Origin of the sequence: Streptococcus mitis, assembly GCF_946190065.1 — a bacterium.
GTDB classification, from domain to species: domain Bacteria; phylum Bacillota; class Bacilli; order Lactobacillales; family Streptococcaceae; genus Streptococcus; species Streptococcus mitis_DE.
This window is the reverse complement of the sequence record NZ_CAMHZD010000006.1, coordinates 1-16791: the sequence shown is the minus strand read 5'-3', so window position 1 is coordinate 16791 and position 16791 is coordinate 1. Positions and strand designations below refer to the sequence as shown.

Sequence of the window (16791 nt, the reverse complement as noted above, 5' to 3'; positions counted from 1 at the left end):
AAAACCTCCTAAATCAAGGGTTTATAGGTTTCATTTAGTCTCAAAGCATTCATTTCATCTTTAATTGTAAAAATCATACCTCCGAACATCAAAAACAAACCTGGAATCATAGCAATCCTCAATAAATTTTCATCAGATAAAACAAATAACATTGGAGTACCTGCCATCAAAACATTAAAGATTCCTCCTATGATCGAAAAGCGCAATACTAATCGATTAATAAAACGACTTGTTTCCTCACCTGGATAAACTCCATATATATACTCCCCAGATTTCTTCATACGATCAGATATTTGGTCTCCACTCATATTGACAAAAGCAAAAGCAATACTAAATAAAAAAATCATGGCAATGTATGAGTAAATCCATAATGGTTTTCCAACTCCATATTGAGCTGATAGTTCAGAGAAGACTGATGACTTTGGAAAAAGAGTCTGTAACAATAAAAAAATATAGGTAGGCAAACTTAAAAAACTCATCACATACATAAATGGCATACCACCAGCAGGATTTAACATTATTTCAAAATAAGAATAACGTTTAAAACGACTACGTAAGCCAATTTTATGAACTGGTATACGATAGCGCGCTCTATACATGAGCACCATCATGTAGGTCAATACAATACTACTCAATGCAATCAATATCATTATTCCCATAGAAATTCGAACAAGCTGAAATGTACTTAAAATATCTTGTGGAATATTTAAAACAATACTAGACAGTAAAATGATCACAGAGCCACCTACTCCAAGTTGCGCGTTTAAATCGGATAACCATACTAGGAAGAAGGCTCCTGCTATTAATAACATGGTATTTAATACAGTTACCAAGAGTGATGAATAAAGATGCTGGATTGGTAGATTCAACGAGAGCGCTAAAGATTGAATCAAAGCAATAACCAGTGTTAAATACATCTTCCTTCTATCTTGAACTTCTACGGCACCCGAAGAAATATTCAATTTCTTAGAAAAGGAAAGTAATTGCCATAAAATCATAGCTGACATCCAAGGGGATAATCCAACAGAAAAAATTGATAAACTTCTCAGATTTCCTCCTAGAAGGGCGGTTGAAAACGCCAAATATGCCGTTGACCCACCTAGAAAGTCTCTACTATTCAAATCAACAAAAGGAAGGGTAATACGACTTCCCAATACATAAATAAACAGCAGAAATAAGGTTGTTAATCCTTTTTTTACTGCCATTGATGAGTAAATTTTTTTCACAAAATAATCCTTCTCACTTACTGTTAATCTAATCTTTTGTAATAAAAATAGTGATGTTACAACTTTATACTCAATGAAAATCAAAGAGCAAACTAGGAAACTAGCCGCAGGCTGTACTTGAGTACGGCAAGGCGACGTTGACGTGGTTTGAATTTGATTTTCGAAGAGTATTAGTCTTGTTCTGCTTCAAAAAAGAGCTTCAATCTAAAACAAATATCTTTATATTCCTCAGTATCTGTTAATTGATGGTATTCTAAAGTTTGCTTGTAATCCTTTAAAAGGTTGACAAATCGAATGCGCATAACTGAGACGTCTAATCCAGCTAAAACAAGATCTGATATTTTCTTGGAAAATACTTCAACTAAATCTCTTGACCAAGAAAGATCAAAATCAGTCCCCATAATACTACCTGAACGTCTTCTATAAAGGTAAATATTATCGTTAATAAACACCGTTTTTTTACTTCTTAAAAAAATTCTATGGGTAGAAGCTTCGTCATCAAACCTTCTACCATGAGTAAACGAAACATCTTCGAACAAATCTTTTTTATACAATTTCGCAACTGTTACTATAAAAGCTGAACTATTCCATTGCCATGCTCCTGCCTGTCTGTCTATTAATTCTTGCGGAGATAACACTTCTACACAATAATCATCGTCCGTGATGTAATAATAAAAATTACCATCACTTTCGTCATAAATGTAATAGTTTCCTACAGCTATGTCGGCATCTTTTTCCTTTATTTGAGTATACAGAACCTCAATCATTCTATCAACTGCAACATCATCGGAATCTACAATCACAACATATTGACCATTAGACTGTTGAATTCCAAAATTTCTTGCAACTGCCACACCTTCGTTCTTTTTATGAAATACTTTAACCCGAGAATCTTTTTCTGCAAATTCATCACAGATTTCAATAGAAGCATCTGTTGATCCATCGTCTACTAATATAATCTCAATATTAGAATATGTTTGTTTTCTAAGACTCTCAACACACTCTACTAAATACTTTTCCGTATTGTATATAGGAACTATCACGCTAATTAATTCGTCCATTATCACTATACCTCTAACTTTTTAATTGCATTAACTAAAGCTTCTGGTTCGTCCACACAAAAGACACCGTCATAGATTCCATCATCCATACTTTTACGTGTTTTGTCAAAAGCCAAGATTTTCTTGCCTCTTTCTTGTGCTCTTGTAACTACATTAAAGACCTCTTCACCTGTATTAATATCTAAATAAACGCTAGAATCATCCAATAACCAGTCAATTCTTTGATGAAGTATAGACTGATACAGAGTCATGTTGGTATAAGTAGATAACTTAGTCAGAGAATCAATACAGAAAACAGGAGCTGCAACATGAAAATGCCAATCAGGTAACTGTTGTAACAAATACTCTAAATGTTTGACATCTGCACTCCATGTCACAACCATAGCCTGTTTTTGAGATTGATTACTTCGTTCAAAGTAATTCAAACTAGAACGACTAAAAGCAATCTCTGACCAATCCAAATCTCTATAAGTCCACCATAATTCACGCAATCTAGATATACTATACGTATTCCACGGTTTATCATGACTAGCATAGTGAACAACTACAGGTGGATTATCATCCAAACGTTCACATTCTTGGCCAAGATGATAAATATCTACACCTACCATATAATTATATATTTCATCTAACGTTAGCCAATTTTCCTCAAAATAAATATTTAAAATGCTCTGATCCCCAAGATGAACAGCTTGATTCTGTTCTGCCGCTAATTCTAATAAACTATTGACAATAGAATGCTCTTTCCACTTTGCAACATCCATCAACAAAACTCCAGAATTAAAGCCAGATTTCCGCCCCTCATAAGCATAAACATCATCAACAGCTCCAATATAATATCCCTTAAAATCTATTTTAAAGAGAGAACTTAGATCCCCTGTTACAATGATATCTGAATCCAGATACAATACCCTATCAGCATCAACTACTTCCGTCGCAAAAAATCTAAAATAAGAAGCATAATTTAAATGTGGTCCTGTTTTATAACCTTCAAAAAGTTCTTTATTCAAGTGTACATTGTGAATGGTAGAATTTACAACTTCCATTTTCCTTCCCAATAGTTTAAACCATTCGGGAGCTATATCACTATTCAAAATATAAAAATCAACATCCCTATTATGATACAATACAGACTTTATAGTCGTCTCCAAAGGAATAAGATAGGCATTATCTGCCGCTAATGCTATTGATTTTCTCATACTGTTCTCTACCTCATATAAGATTTGATTGCGTCTACTAAATCTTCTGGTTTTTTAGTTGAATAGAGTCCTGCATAACAATCATCAGTTAGTTCTTCATATCTACTGCTTTCAAAACTAAACATGGGTTTATTATATTTCTTCACCAAATCATAGATATATACTAGTTTATGGTCTAAATTCAAATCTAAATAAATATCTGAACTCTGTAGAAGTTTTTCTACCAAAATAGGAAAAGAATTAGGATAAAGGGTCACATTTTGATACTTAGATAATCTCTTTAATTCATCCGACATAAAAGTATGAGCAGCAATATAAAAATGTACTTCCGGCAATTGTTCAACTAGATAATCAATTTTTTCTACACACCAAGAATTAGTTAAATTCATACAAGTTAATTTTGGTTTATAAATATCTGCAGAATAAAATACACCCTTTTCTTTCCAGCTAGATACTATATAACTCCATTCCATAAAAGAGTATTTCCACCACTCTTCTCTCAGACGTCCAACAGAAAACTGCTTCCAGGGTTTATCAGGAGAAATATAGTGCAAAATTTTTGGAAGAGGTGTTAATGGAATTTCAAAAATAAAAGCATGATTTTTTTCAGCTGCACCAGCATCAAAACCTATTTGGAAATTATAGGTATCCTCTAGCTGGTAACAACTATTTTGAAAAAGAATATTGAGAATAGACTGATCTCCTTCTCCCACATTTTCATGTTCTTTCTCAGTTAATTCAACTAACTGTTGACGAATATTATCTAATTTCCATTTTTTATTGTTAATCAACAGAACCCCAGCATTGAAGCCAACTCCAGCTCCAAAGCAAGAACGAGCTGCTGCCAGATAATTTTCACCCAATTCAAATTCAAATAAAGGTGTTAAATCACCTGTTACAACTAAATCACTATCAAGATAGAGCACTTTATCTTCTTTAACAAAGTCTGGAATAAAATAACGTGCAAAGGTCATGTGATTGATATGCGGTAGTTTATTTGACCAGTTCATTTGAAACTGTTGCCCTATTAACTTGCAATCAATCAAATCGCCCCCAATATCTTGTACATACATCCTTAATCTATTGAACCATTCTTGGGGAATGTCTTGATTCAATACATAAATTTTCACATGACTATTATGCCTACAGAGTGACTTCATCGCCGTTTCGATTTGTCGAATATAAGCATAATCTCCTGCGAATACTACAGTGCGATTGGTATTTCTCATTTCAAATCCTTATCATCTATTTTTAATAGTCTAGTATATCCTTAGACACAAATGTACATATATAGCTACTTGTATCAATACTAGGATGTATTCATACTCTAGTTTAATATTCTTGCAACAATCTGATTATTATACGTGTCATCCTCAATGAATTCAATATCTTGATCAAAATTGTATTCTGCTGTATGTTTGTGCGCAAATTTAACCTTTGTCTTGGCACCCATCTTCATCCACTCATACTCGGAGTCGATATGACCAATATCTAATACTTGGTATCCCTTTTGACTCAAATGATAAGCTAAAACTTTTGCTGTAGGGCCAAGCATACATAAAATCAAGCAACCAGCCGCATGCTTTTCTATTTCTTGTTCAATTTCATAAACACTTGAAAAAGCATTATGAGAAGGACAAACAATCCGCTTAATAGAATTTGCCTCATCGAACAAATCATTCCCTACACCTGAACGAGAAGTCTCACCTTCGACTATCAGTAGATCACGGTTTTTCCAGATACTTTTCAATTTTTCAAATTGAGCTTTAGCTTGACTCTTATCTTCAAAATCAATATAAGGACGAGATACAAAGGTGGAACCATACCATGAATCGCTACATAGTTCTCTGTAAAAATCCATATAATGATCCATGTGATTTTTCCAAAATGGAATCGCCCACGATGTAAATCTGAAACGATCTGTAAAGGCATCAGGAAGGCACACGACTAAATCTTCTCGACTTTCTTGGACAATAATATCTCTCATGGTTGAAACCAACTCTTCATCATAATTCTGGTAGGGAATCGAATGTCCTGCAAGCACATTAATTTCTCCATCCCCAAAACGGACTAAAGAAGAGTTGTGTTCAATAATATAATCCAAGGTTTCATCTATCCCTTTGACCTGTATTGGAACAAGCTGTTCTTCTAGACTATCTTTATTTATCAATTTTTGCAAATCAGCTAACATTCGTTCAGGATGTTCACTAGAATACAATCTTTGACCATTATTCCCATTTTGAGATTTATAAAAAGCTAATATAGGTTTAGATAGATGAGTCATTTCTGCAACCATATCTGCTGTTGAAGTCAGTAAGTTGATATCTAAATAAACATCCATCTTTTCCTTCAACTCTTCTAGCTTATCTCTTGAAATTGCTGGATAAAGTTGAATATTAGGATAACGATTAGATAAATCATATAATTTTGGCCCCATATCTGTCCATGCTGCAACTTGAAAAACAACATTGGGTAAGTGTTCAGCCAAATAGTCCAGCTGTTCAATGTCCTGAGAAGCCGTAAACGTTAAACAAGTCAAACTTGGAAGTTGTCGAAAACAGGTAAGATGTCCTTTTTTCTTAAAATCTTTAATGGCATCAATCATAAAGGAAACTTTCCCATTTTCGAAAACGATTTGTCCTAAATTTCCATGCTGAGTCGATTGAAAAGCTAATAGCGTTTTTTCTTGTTCTTTCAAAGATTTTAAAAAGTTCTCATCTGCATTACCATGATTGATATCCAAATAAAGATTTGTTAACTTTTTCAACTTATCTAACACAGGAGGAACGATCTGTGGATGCAATCTCACATTATCATGTACAGCTAATTTTGTTAGCTTATCACCCATATCCGTCCAAGCCGCGATATGAAATACCACATCTGGTAGAACTGTGACTAGCTCTTCTATTCCTTCTAAATCTTGGGAATTAGTCAAAGTTAAACAAGAAAATTCCTTATCTAGAGGCGATAGTAGTTCAAACTCTCCTATATGATGTTGTAAAATTTGAGTCCACTCCAAATCATGGAATTCCCACCATAAATCACGGTAACGATTGGCTATCAAAGTAGTCCAAGGTTTTCTGTAGGTCGTAAAATGAATCACCACTGGTTTGTCATTAAAAGCTAAATGAGCTTGCCAATTATTATACAAAGCTACAATATCATGTCCCACTTGTAAATTATAAGTTCTATCTAACTCTAACCAATCATCTTGTAAGACCTGATTAAAAATTGTTTGATCACCATTAAAGTGTTCAAAACGGCCTTCTTCAACCTCCCTAATTGTTACAATAGACTGTTCAATTAGCCGCTCTTTTAATTTTTCTTGACGACACTTCTGATTATCGAGTAGTAAAACACCAGTGTTAAATGTTATTCCATCTGTATCTTTAACTGCTGCGAGTAATTTATTCTCTAAATCAATACTAAATAATTTCTCCAAAGAAGTATTCACAATCAAGTCACTGTCTAAATATAAAACCTTAGCTTCCGGAATATAATCTGGGATAAAATATCTAGCATATGCAATACTGCTAATATGATCTTGCTTGGTCCAATTCTGAAACACAGTTTGTTCAGGTAGTTTAATATCAATAACCTCACTACCTAACATTCGAGCAATCTTGCGTGGCTTACGAAACCAATCTGGCATGATATCTTGATTTAAAATATAAATTTTAACATCCCGATTGTGGTATAGAATAGACTTTATGGTTGTTTCTAACTGCCTGGTGTAATTACGATCCCCAGCTAATACAATTGTTTTGTTCATCTCATTCCCTTAATCAATTCCCAAATGATAGATTGCATCTACCAATAACTTTTTAGTGAAATAACCTTCTTTTAACAGATAGCTAAAGGTTTTTATCCGATTTATCATTTCTTGATATTCTTGTGCATTCATTTTATCAACTATCTCATGAGCTTCTTCCAGACTATTCACCACAAAGCCCAAGCCTTGATCTACTATAAATTTAGCAGTTGATAAGCTACTTGGTACAATGACTGGGATACCAGCTGTTAGATAGGTACTAACCTTATGAGATATATTCAGAGTGTAATATTGGTTACTTTCTACATCATTTTGATAAGTTCCCCAGACAAGACCAAATCCACCTTTTGATAATTCTAGCAATAGTTCCTCATCTTTTTTCCATCCTTCAATGCTAAGATTTCTAGCACTAGAACTAGCCTCCCCTTTATTTGAAAATACTCTTAAAGGCGTATCTTGAGACCAATTTTGTAAGTCTGGGAAACGCTCTAAACTTCCAGCAAAAAAGAGTTCTTTTTTTAACTCTGGGGTATATAAGGACAAATCATGAGGATGATCCCACATACCTTGAACAAGGATTTTCTTAGTTGTCAAGCCTTCTTCCATCAGGCGTTCTTTCATCTGTTCAGATGGAACAATCAAAACGTCCGATAGATTATACATGTACATATACTCTTTCATGAGATAATAGTTACTATCAAACATGAGAGGAACAACATCATGGATAAAGCAAATAATTTTCACCTGCATATCCTTTAGTTTGTCAAAAAAGAGACGATCAAACTCAAAGCCATTCCAAGTTGGAGACTGAAAAACTAATATATCTCCAATGGAAATACTGGCCATAACGCCATCCAGACGCTTATTCATTTCAGAAGGACTGTCTGAAGCAATATTGTAAAAATAAATACCAACTTCTCTAAATCCCAGTTGACTTGCTATTTTTTGTACAGCATTTTGAGCTAGAATAACAGTGCTATCACCAGCCATACCGTATAAGTTTGTTAAATGTAGTTTCATATTGTATTTCTCATTATTTATCAATATCTACGGAAGTAAAGATAATTTTTCCATCATTCTTCTATAAATCTCTGTAAATTGCATATTTTGTTCTTCTAATTTTGCTATTGCTCTTTGTAATCTATTTTTATAAATCAAAATATGATTGGTCAAATCATAATTCAAACTTGCTAAAATAGCGAGTTTTTCTTCCCTGGCTTCAATTTCATCATATATACGCTTTTCACTCCATATATTCGATAAAGTACCAGTCAGACCAACACGGTACCAATAAATATAACTATTTAAATAGACAACCCGTGAAGCCTTTAGAAGTACTTTCCATGTCCAGTAAGTATCTTCCGCAATTTTTCCTAAAGGAAATGGCAAACTTTCTAATAGCTCTCTCTTGAATAATTTCAAATAAGCTACAGTCCAATTCCCATTTCTCATTTCTTCGAGACCTTCTCTATTGATGATTTCTTTTCCTTCTATCACTTCAAGAGAATCATCTGGATTAGAATCATAAAATAAATATTGGCAGCGCGAATTATCATAACAATTAAAACGTCCGATACTAATATCCGCATTTCCCTTTCTCAAAGCACCATATAATCGGTCTAAAGCATCATGTTCCAACCAATCATCAGAGTCTACAAAAGTAAGATAGGAACCTTTTGATTGTCTTATTCCATAATTACGTGCGTCTGATAGGCCTCCATTTTCTTTTTCAAAATATTTGAAACGAGAATCTTTCTCAACATACTCTCTACAAATGTCTGCTGAATTGTCTGGTGAACCATCATTGATTAATAGACACTCAAAATTTTGATACGTCTGATTCTGAATGCTATCCAAGCACTGTCGCAAATATTTTTCAACATTGTAAATGGGTACAATAATACTAATTAACTCTGAATTCATATTATTAACTGTTCTCTCCCTCTAATAAAAATAGCATTTCATTAAACCATCGTATATTTTCATCTGTATCATAGTCAGCTAATTCTTTTACTATTTGATCTCGTCCTTGTATAAGAGATATACATCTATCTTTATACTTTGATATATCAAATCCTTTAATTGAAAGAAAGGTAAGAAAATTCAGATATTGCTGTAAATCACTACGAAATTTTTCTAAGCTAACATGTCTTGAATAATCACTCACACGATAAATATAACTATCTCGATTAACATAGACAATTCTAGCGGAAATAAGGTATAATTTAAACCAAAATTCCATATCTTCTCCTAAAGTAGTCAATTCATTAAATCTAATTTTTTTCAAACTAGTTTTATTTACCAATTTCCCACTTACAAAACGATATGAAAAATCAAATGAATCTAAATCGACCAATTCATCAATTAGTTCTATATTCGTAAAAACTTTCCGATCGTATTTAACTTGAAAGGAATGAAAGTACCAGCAGTTATCCGAAACATTAAATTTTTTGTAGGTAGATACCGCTATGTCTGCTTGTTCTTCTATAAGGGCACTATAAAGAACTTCTAAATAATCGGAATCCACCCAATCATCTGAATCAATAAACGTAATGTACGCCCCCCCCGAACATTCAATACCTAAATTTCTAGCCGATGATACTCCACCATTTTCCTTTTCAAAATAACGAAAACGTGTATCTTTGGCAACATATTCTCTACAAATATCCGCAGAATTATCTGATGAACCATCATTTATTAATAGGCACTCAAAATTTTGATAAGTTTGGTTCAGAATGCTGTCCAGACATTGTCTAATATACTTCTCTGTATTATAAACTGGTACTATAATACTTACTAATTCATTCCCCATAAACTTATTCTCCTAAGAATTGTCTAATAGCCTCTACCATTTTATTGGGTTCTGTTGAAGAAAATACATTAGTTTGATTGTCTATATCATGGCAAGTATTTTCAAAGGCAAAAATTGGTTTAGATAGTTGTTGAACAACTGATACAATATTATCCACTTCTTGATAATGATTAATATCTAAATAAAAATCTAAGTTATCCAACATTTTTTGATAATCAAATGGAGAAAAACAAGGATATATCGTAACATTACTATATCTTAATAAGGCAACAACATTAGACGCAAAATAAGTATGTGCTAGTATAGAAAAATGTACCTCTGGTAAATTTTCTATCAAATATTCCACATGCTCCATCTCACAACTCGCAGTCAAAATTGCTGTATGAGCTTTAGGACTATATACAAGTTCTTTAAAACTACGATTAATTATATCTTTTCTCAATAAAATATCAGACCATTCTAACAGGTTATAAAACCACCAAACTTCTCTAAAGCGATTATTGGCAATCATTTCCCAAGGTTTTACCCCAGTATAATGTATAACACTAGGTAAATCTCCTTTTTTAAACTCAGAAATCTCATACCATCTTTGATTTCCTTCTATGTGAGCAACACTATCCATCCCCACCATAAAATTAAAAGTTCGATCTAATTTTTTCCATCTATTATGGAATAGCATATTTAAAATCCCTTGATCCCCATATGCTGTCTCATGGTATTGATTGGTTAATTCTAACAATTTCGTACAAGCATCTTCATCTCTCCAACTATCTACATCAACTAACAACACTCCAGCGTTGAAATTGTTAGAAGGAGCATCTCCAAAAGAATCTTCTATTGCTGCCAAGGGATAACCTTCTAAATCTATGTCAAATAAATAGTCCAAATTCTCTGTAACGATGATATCCGAATCTAAATATAAAGCACGACTTTCTTTTACAAAGTTAGGTATGAAATAACGAAAGAAAGTGGCATAACTTAAATTCTTTAACGGTAAATGAAATTTTTTAAGAACATGGTCTACTATCTTAACATTAACGATTTCAGATTGTATGGTCTTCAATCGCTTGTTCATCATCAAAAACCACTCAGATGAGATATCATCATTAAAGACATAAAATTTCAAGCAATCGTTGTGGCAACAAATAGATTTGATAACAGTTTCTAATTTATCTATATAATTATTATCTGCATTAAAAACTATGGATTTTTTCATTTTTATAAATAATTCCTCTCTTAAGAAATATATACTCAATACTTGTAAGAAGCTCTCAAAACCACCGATTTCTATTTTTATCAATCAGGAAACCTTTCATCATACATTTTTTCAGGAAAAGTATGTTGAAACTTTAGTATATCTAATAAATATGGCTTTTTTGTTGAACTTCAACAAGGTAGCTTATAATCATTTCTTTTCAACACGTTGCATAAAGGAGATAACCTCTTTTGCAAAGTGAGAGGCATAAAATTTTCTCAACACCCTTTCGAAATAAAAGTAAATCGTTTTAATTAAGAATTAATTCGACTGTTGGAGTTATTATTTTTGTAAGTAAATGATTATTCGTTGCAGATTTATTAAACAAATACATGATGTATATGATAACGTTGTACACGGTACAATTATGTTGTGATATATAATCTATTCGTCACATTTCACACCATTCATCGATAAAAGAAAATCTAATTCCTCCAAACGAGCAGTTTCTCGGCTATGTAAAAATCCCTTTTCGATAGCATGAGCATGCCAAGTTTTCAAATACTGTTTATGTTGCGTTAAATAATTACTGATATCATAGCCTTTTAATGCTAACAAGGCAATTCTTTCAATGCGAGCATCATGATCATCACGCATCATTTTCTCTGTAAACGATGCATGAGAAATACTTGTATTTCTCAGACGATAGCAGTAAGTATTTTTATGAGCATAGACTATTTTCTTCGCTTGCATATAACATTTATAATTTGTCGCAATATCCTCATTTATTTTTCCAGCGGGAAAAGAAATATGTTCAAACAACTCTTTTTTAAATAGAATTCCCCAAGAAGTTTGAAAACTAAGAGTTTTCCCTTCTAATACTGGTAACATTTCTAGTAGTTCTTTAGTATTATAAATCTTATCGTACGTTTCTCCATAGGTAAAGAAAAGATACATTTCTTTTTCCTCATCATAGATACAGTAACAAGATACTACAATATCTGCATCATATCGATTCATTTTATCAGATAAAATCTCTAGACTATTGCCTTCCAACCAATCATCCGAATCTACAAAAGTGATAAATGATCCTTCTGCACGTTCAATTCCATAGTTTCGAGCCGACGATAATCCACCATTTTCTTTTTCGAAATAGCGGAAACGAGAATCTTTAGCAACATATTCTCTACAGATTTCTGCTGAATTGTCTGGAGAACCATCATTGATTAATAGGCATTCAAAATTTTGATACGTCTGATTCTGAATGCTATCCAAGCACATTCGCAAATAATTCTCAACGTTGTAAATTGGAACTATAATACTAATTAACTCATTTTCCATTGACTTTTTCTCCTAAAAATGTGCGAATAGCATCTACCATCTTATCTGGCTCACTTGCTGAAAAAATGTGACTTTTTCCACTGGAATCATGGCTAGTATTATCAAAAGCAAAAATCGGTTTATTGCGTCTATGGACTTCTTCGATAATGTTGACAATTGTTCCTCCATGGTTAATATCAAGATAGAAATCCATCTTATCCAAGGTTTCTTTCATATTGAAAGAATTAAAATTTGGATAAATTGATAGATTCAAGAATCGTTGCATATCAACTACACTATAAGCAAAATTTGTATGTGCCAAGACAGTAAAATGCACTTCTGGAAGTTCAGATAGAAGATATTCCAAGGACTCCATTTCAGCACTATTTGTAAAAATACAAGTATGATATAAAGGAGCTCCTACTAATTCGTTAAAAGAGCGTTTAACGATATCTGAACTCAACAATACATCGTTCCAGTTCAATCCATAATAAAACCACCATAATTTACGAAAACGTGTAAGTGTTAAATGAGTCCACGGTTTGAACTCTGTAGTATAATGGACAATCTTAGGCTCGTAATTTCCATAATAGTTGGATTGGTACCAGTCAGTATTACCTTTTAAATGTAAAAACTGATCTAAACCAACCATGAAATTATACTCTTTGTCCAAATGTAGCCACTGGTCACCGAAATACATATTGAGAACACCTTGGTCCCCATAAACATGTTCATGGTGTTGGGCAGTCAACTCTAGCAAATTTTGTGTTGATTTTTTTTCTCGCCATTTTTTTGTATCAATCAACAACATACCTGCATTAAAGGTTGTTAACCAACCATCTTTATCAAAATCTTGAACAGCTGCGATAGCGTATCCTTGTAGATCCAAAAAAAAGAGTTCATCCAAATTGGCATTCACAATGATATCCGAATCTAAGTAGAGTACCCGATCTTCAAGCAGTTCGTCTGCTATGAAATACCTAAAGAAAGTTGCATAGGACAGGATTGCATTTGGCAAGTGAAAATCACGAAGATTGTGAACTGTTTTTTTGACATTAATAATCTCAGAACCAATGACATTCAAACGATTTCTCATCAAAAGGAACCATTCACTGGGTAGATCGTCATTAAACACATAAAATTTCACATTGTGATTATGAACCGAAACTGACTTTATCACGGTTTCTACCTTGTCAAGGTAATGAATATCAGCTCCTAAAGCAATAACTTTTCTATACATTCTTATCTCCCGATTCTTCTATTTTATAACCAAATCATCTATTTCATCAACTGAAAAAACGTGATTTCTACTTTTTGGGATGTTGACTTTTCATTTCTATTTCATCGACAATTACAGTACCCATGTCTTTGATGATATCTTTTCCATTTCTAAATCTATATGTTAAATCAAAAAATTTTCAAGCCAATCACACAATTCTAGTAGAAATTCTACCTAACCTCTATTAGTAATTGTAGCGAGTTGTACATTATGTTTGATCTCTATTTTTTGATTTCACATTATTACAGAAGCTGCAATATAAAAACAGATGTTCGGCAAGTTTTCAAGGAGATAATCCAACTCTTCAATCTAATCACTGACCGTCAAAATCAGAGCATCTCCTAATAGATTTTTTTCTTCATTTACTTATTTCTCTTAATTTTTCAATCATTGCCTGAACTTGGTCAACAGCATATACTTCCTGACTTACTTCATAGGATTTGGTGTTTTCAAAGGATAGAATCGGTTTCCCAAGTCTTGCAAATCGATTGAGAATTTCCTCTGTCTTTTCACCATGATTAATATCTAAAAGTACTTGACTGGTTTCTACCAATTCATTATCGACATCAAGTAAATAATGGATACCATTAAAGATAGTCACATTTGGATAAACCGTCATCTGAGCTAATCGATCACTAACCATCACTCTAGCTGCAATTTTAAACTGAATATCTGGTAAAGATTGAATTAATGTTTCAATTTGTTCAATATGGTCTGAGGCTGTATAGATGAGGCAAGTGAACGGTTCTTTTACAGGATAGATATGAGATTTTTGTAATGGATGTAAATGATAATTTTGACCCAACTCTGTCCATTCTAGATTATGGTAATACCACCAAACATCACGATAGGTTTGTGCTGCCAAATCTTTCCACGGTTTTCTATGGGAAAGATAGTGAATAATAGCAGGATAATCCTGACCTTCAGGAATCTGATAATCAGTGAACTGCTTATGAATGACAATGTGATTATAATCAAAATCCAATTCTAGCCATTTATTTTCAAAAAGCATATTTAAAATACTTTGATCAGCCTGATCTACCTTATCATGCCATTCATTGGTTAAATCAATCAGCTTTTGCGTCATATTCTCTTGTTTCCAAAGAGCATTATGAATCAAAAGAACACCTGCATTAAACATTTCTCGGCCGAAATAGACTCTACCTCCAAAATCTCGAATAGCTGCCAAAGGGTAATCTTGTAAGTCAGTAGCAAACAAGTCATCCATATTCTTCGTTACAAGTAAATCACAGTCCAAGTAGAGAGCTTTGTCTTCTTTCACGAAATCAGACACAAAATAACGCAAAAATACTGTGTAACTAATATCTGTTTTATAACGTGAAATTTGCTCAGACGTCACTCGGCAATTAATAATTTCTGAGTCAAACTTCTCTAAGCGCTTATTTATTTGCTTAATCCATTCATTAGGAAAATCACTATTAATCAAATAAAAACGAAGCGAACGATTGTGATAACAGATAGATTTAATCGTAGTCAACACTTGGTCTACATAGGCATAATTCGCCGCTAGAACAATGGCTTTCTTTTGTGTATTCTTAATTTTTTCAAGTTTGTCTAGTAGATATTTTTTTGTCTCAAACTCTTTATAGGTAGGCGTTTCTTCTAAACCACTGACCATACCATTAGAAAGACTTCTTTCTAACATCTGACGATAAATAGCTAAATGTTTTTCTAAAGGATATCCTAGATTGGCTAATAAAGTGATACGTTCAGACATGGCATCAACCAAGGCATGCATCCACTTTTCTGTCCAAGTCCTAGATAAACTATTATTTCTGATGCGATAAGAATAGATTCCTTTATGGATATAAACAATCTTTTCTGCCAACAAATAAATCTTTTGATTGAGGTAACCGTCCTCTCCTAATTTACCTATGTCGAAGCGTAACTGCTCGAACAATCCTGCCTTATAGAGTTTGCCCCAAGCAGATATCAAAGCAAAACTCTTCATTTCTTGAGAATCATACAAGTTCTCAAAGATGGAAACATTGTCATACACTTTCTCATAATAGGAGTCTCCCAATATATGGAAGTAGAACATTCCTTCGCTTTCGTTGAAAGAATAATAATTCCCAACTGCAATATCAGCCTGATATTCCACTATTTTTTTGTATAGAGTTTCTAGATAATCCTGCTCAATCCAATCATCTGAATCCACAAAGGTCACATAATCTCCGGACATAATTTCCAAACCGGTGTTTCGTACAGCAGACAGCCCAGCATTTTCTTGTTCTATATAGATAATTCGGTGATCGATTTCTGCAAATTCTTTACAAATTTCACCTGAAGCATCAGTAGAACCATCATTAACAACAATAATTTCAATATTTTTATATGTTTGAGTAATAATACTATCTAGGCATTTATTTAGGTAATTTTCAACATTGTAAACTGGTACAATTACCGTAATTTTTTCAGTCATGAGACCTCTCTCCTTTCCTAATATTATAACATTTTTCACCCTATTTTTCAGCTTCTATTCACTTTTAGTATCAAAAAAATCCCCTGGATGATTTTTCATCCAAGGGATTCTTCATAAATCGAAATAACAATACTTTCTATGTATTTTTAATCCGATTATTCTTCGTCATCACGTTTACGGCGTTTCGCAAACAGACCTAAACCAGTCACAGCTGCCAAAGCTCCTAAAAGTACAGATGATTTGGAAGCTTCTGTACCTGTATTTGGCAATTGCTGTCTTGACTTACCTGCTGATTCTGATGGTGTTTCAGAAGATAATGTATCCGCTGATGCTGATACGCTGGTTGAAGCTGAAGCACTTGTGCTGGCTGAGGCAGACGCACTTGTTGACGCTGATTCAGAGGCGCTTGTGCTGGCTGAGGCTGACGCACTTGTTGAGGCTGACTCAGATGCCGATGTGCTGGCTGAGGCTGACGCACTTGTTG

13 protein-coding genes are annotated in these 16791 nt (G+C 33.3%); all 13 read right to left on the bottom strand.

Annotated elements, in window-relative coordinates; genetic code table 11:
- Positions 1-8: 8 nt before the first annotated feature.
- Entirely contained in the window at positions 9-1226 is a 1218-nt protein-coding gene (gene secY2 / locus OCF96_RS04015) for an accessory Sec system protein translocase subunit SecY2 (protein WP_261032793.1), read from the bottom strand.
- A gap of 170 nt (positions 1227-1396) precedes the next feature.
- Positions 1397-2287 carry a glycosyltransferase family 2 protein gene (locus OCF96_RS04010; RefSeq protein WP_261032792.1) on the bottom strand — a complete coding sequence of 297 codons (891 nt, stop codon included), beginning with the start codon at positions 2285-2287 and terminating at the stop codon, positions 1397-1399.
- A 5-nt stretch (positions 2288-2292) separates the two neighbouring features.
- On the bottom strand, positions 2293-3486 hold the full coding sequence (locus tag OCF96_RS04005; protein ID WP_261038546.1) for a glycosyltransferase family 8 protein: 1194 nt from the start codon (positions 3484-3486) through the stop codon (positions 2293-2295).
- Between the two features lie 8 nt (positions 3487-3494).
- Positions 3495-4715 (bottom strand): glycosyltransferase, encoded by a 1221-nt coding sequence (locus OCF96_RS04000; protein WP_050102646.1) that lies wholly within the window; start codon positions 4713-4715, stop codon positions 3495-3497.
- A 98-nt stretch (positions 4716-4813) separates the two neighbouring features.
- Positions 4814-7258: an SP_1767 family glycosyltransferase gene (locus tag OCF96_RS03995; RefSeq protein WP_050102647.1), complete on the bottom strand. Its 2445-nt coding sequence runs from the start codon at positions 7256-7258 to the stop codon at positions 4814-4816.
- Between the two features lie 9 nt (positions 7259-7267).
- Entirely contained in the window at positions 7268-8278 is a 1011-nt protein-coding gene (locus OCF96_RS03990) for a sugar transferase (RefSeq protein ID WP_261032789.1), read from the bottom strand.
- A 27-nt stretch (positions 8279-8305) separates the two neighbouring features.
- A complete protein-coding gene (locus tag OCF96_RS03985; protein WP_261038548.1) occupies positions 8306-9181 on the bottom strand; it encodes a glycosyltransferase family 2 protein in 876 nt (291 codons plus the stop codon).
- 4 nt (positions 9182-9185) lie between these two features.
- The gene (locus OCF96_RS03980; protein ID WP_261038549.1) at positions 9186-10070 is read right to left on the bottom strand and encodes a glycosyltransferase family 2 protein; all 885 of its coding nucleotides are present in this window, start codon (positions 10068-10070) and stop codon (positions 9186-9188) included.
- A gap of 4 nt (positions 10071-10074) precedes the next feature.
- A complete protein-coding gene (locus tag OCF96_RS03975) occupies positions 10075-11286 on the bottom strand; it encodes a glycosyltransferase family 8 protein (RefSeq protein WP_261016754.1) in 1212 nt (403 codons plus the stop codon).
- Positions 11287-11709: 423 nt separating this feature from the next.
- A complete protein-coding gene (locus OCF96_RS03970; protein ID WP_261038550.1) occupies positions 11710-12606 on the bottom strand; it encodes a glycosyltransferase family 2 protein in 897 nt (298 codons plus the stop codon).
- Positions 12596-13825: a glycosyltransferase gene (locus tag OCF96_RS03965; protein ID WP_261038551.1), complete on the bottom strand. Its 1230-nt coding sequence runs from the start codon at positions 13823-13825 to the stop codon at positions 12596-12598. Before OCF96_RS03965 ends, OCF96_RS03970 begins: the two co-directional genes overlap by 11 nt.
- 397 nt (positions 13826-14222) lie before the next feature.
- Positions 14223-16307, bottom strand: a complete 2085-nt coding sequence (locus tag OCF96_RS03960) for a glycosyltransferase (protein WP_261446480.1) — start codon at positions 16305-16307, stop codon at positions 14223-14225.
- 155 nt (positions 16308-16462) lie between these two features.
- Positions 16463-16791: LPXTG cell wall anchor domain-containing protein (locus OCF96_RS03955; RefSeq protein ID WP_261446478.1), on the bottom strand; the 329-nt coding region annotated here is incomplete at its 5' end.

What these genes read in the sequence shown, in the direction of transcription:
- OCF96_RS04010 (WP_261032792.1), bottom strand. Translation starts at nt 2,287, where the DNA reads ATGGACGAATTAATTAGCGTGATAGTTCCTATATACAATACGGAAAAG.
- OCF96_RS04005 (WP_261038546.1), bottom strand. Translation starts at nt 3,486, where the DNA reads ATGAGAAAATCAATAGCATTAGCGGCAGATAATGCCTATCTTATTCCT.
- OCF96_RS04000 (WP_050102646.1), bottom strand. Translation starts at nt 4,715, where the DNA reads ATGAGAAATACCAATCGCACTGTAGTATTCGCAGGAGATTATGCTTAT.
- OCF96_RS03995 (WP_050102647.1), bottom strand. Translation starts at nt 7,258, where the DNA reads ATGAACAAAACAATTGTATTAGCTGGGGATCGTAATTACACCAGGCAG.
- OCF96_RS03990 (WP_261032789.1), bottom strand. Translation starts at nt 8,278, where the DNA reads ATGAAACTACATTTAACAAACTTATACGGTATGGCTGGTGATAGCACT.
- OCF96_RS03985 (WP_261038548.1), bottom strand. Translation starts at nt 9,181, where the DNA reads ATGAATTCAGAGTTAATTAGTATTATTGTACCCATTTACAATGTTGAA.
- OCF96_RS03980 (WP_261038549.1), bottom strand. Translation starts at nt 10,070, where the DNA reads ATGGGGAATGAATTAGTAAGTATTATAGTACCAGTTTATAATACAGAG.
- OCF96_RS03975 (WP_261016754.1), bottom strand. Translation starts at nt 11,286, where the DNA reads ATGAAAAAATCCATAGTTTTTAATGCAGATAATAATTATATAGATAAA.
- OCF96_RS03970 (WP_261038550.1), bottom strand. Translation starts at nt 12,606, where the DNA reads ATGGAAAATGAGTTAATTAGTATTATAGTTCCAATTTACAACGTTGAG.
- OCF96_RS03965 (WP_261038551.1), bottom strand. Translation starts at nt 13,825, where the DNA reads ATGTATAGAAAAGTTATTGCTTTAGGAGCTGATATTCATTACCTTGAC.
- OCF96_RS03960 (WP_261446480.1), bottom strand. Translation starts at nt 16,307, where the DNA reads ATGACTGAAAAAATTACGGTAATTGTACCAGTTTACAATGTTGAAAAT.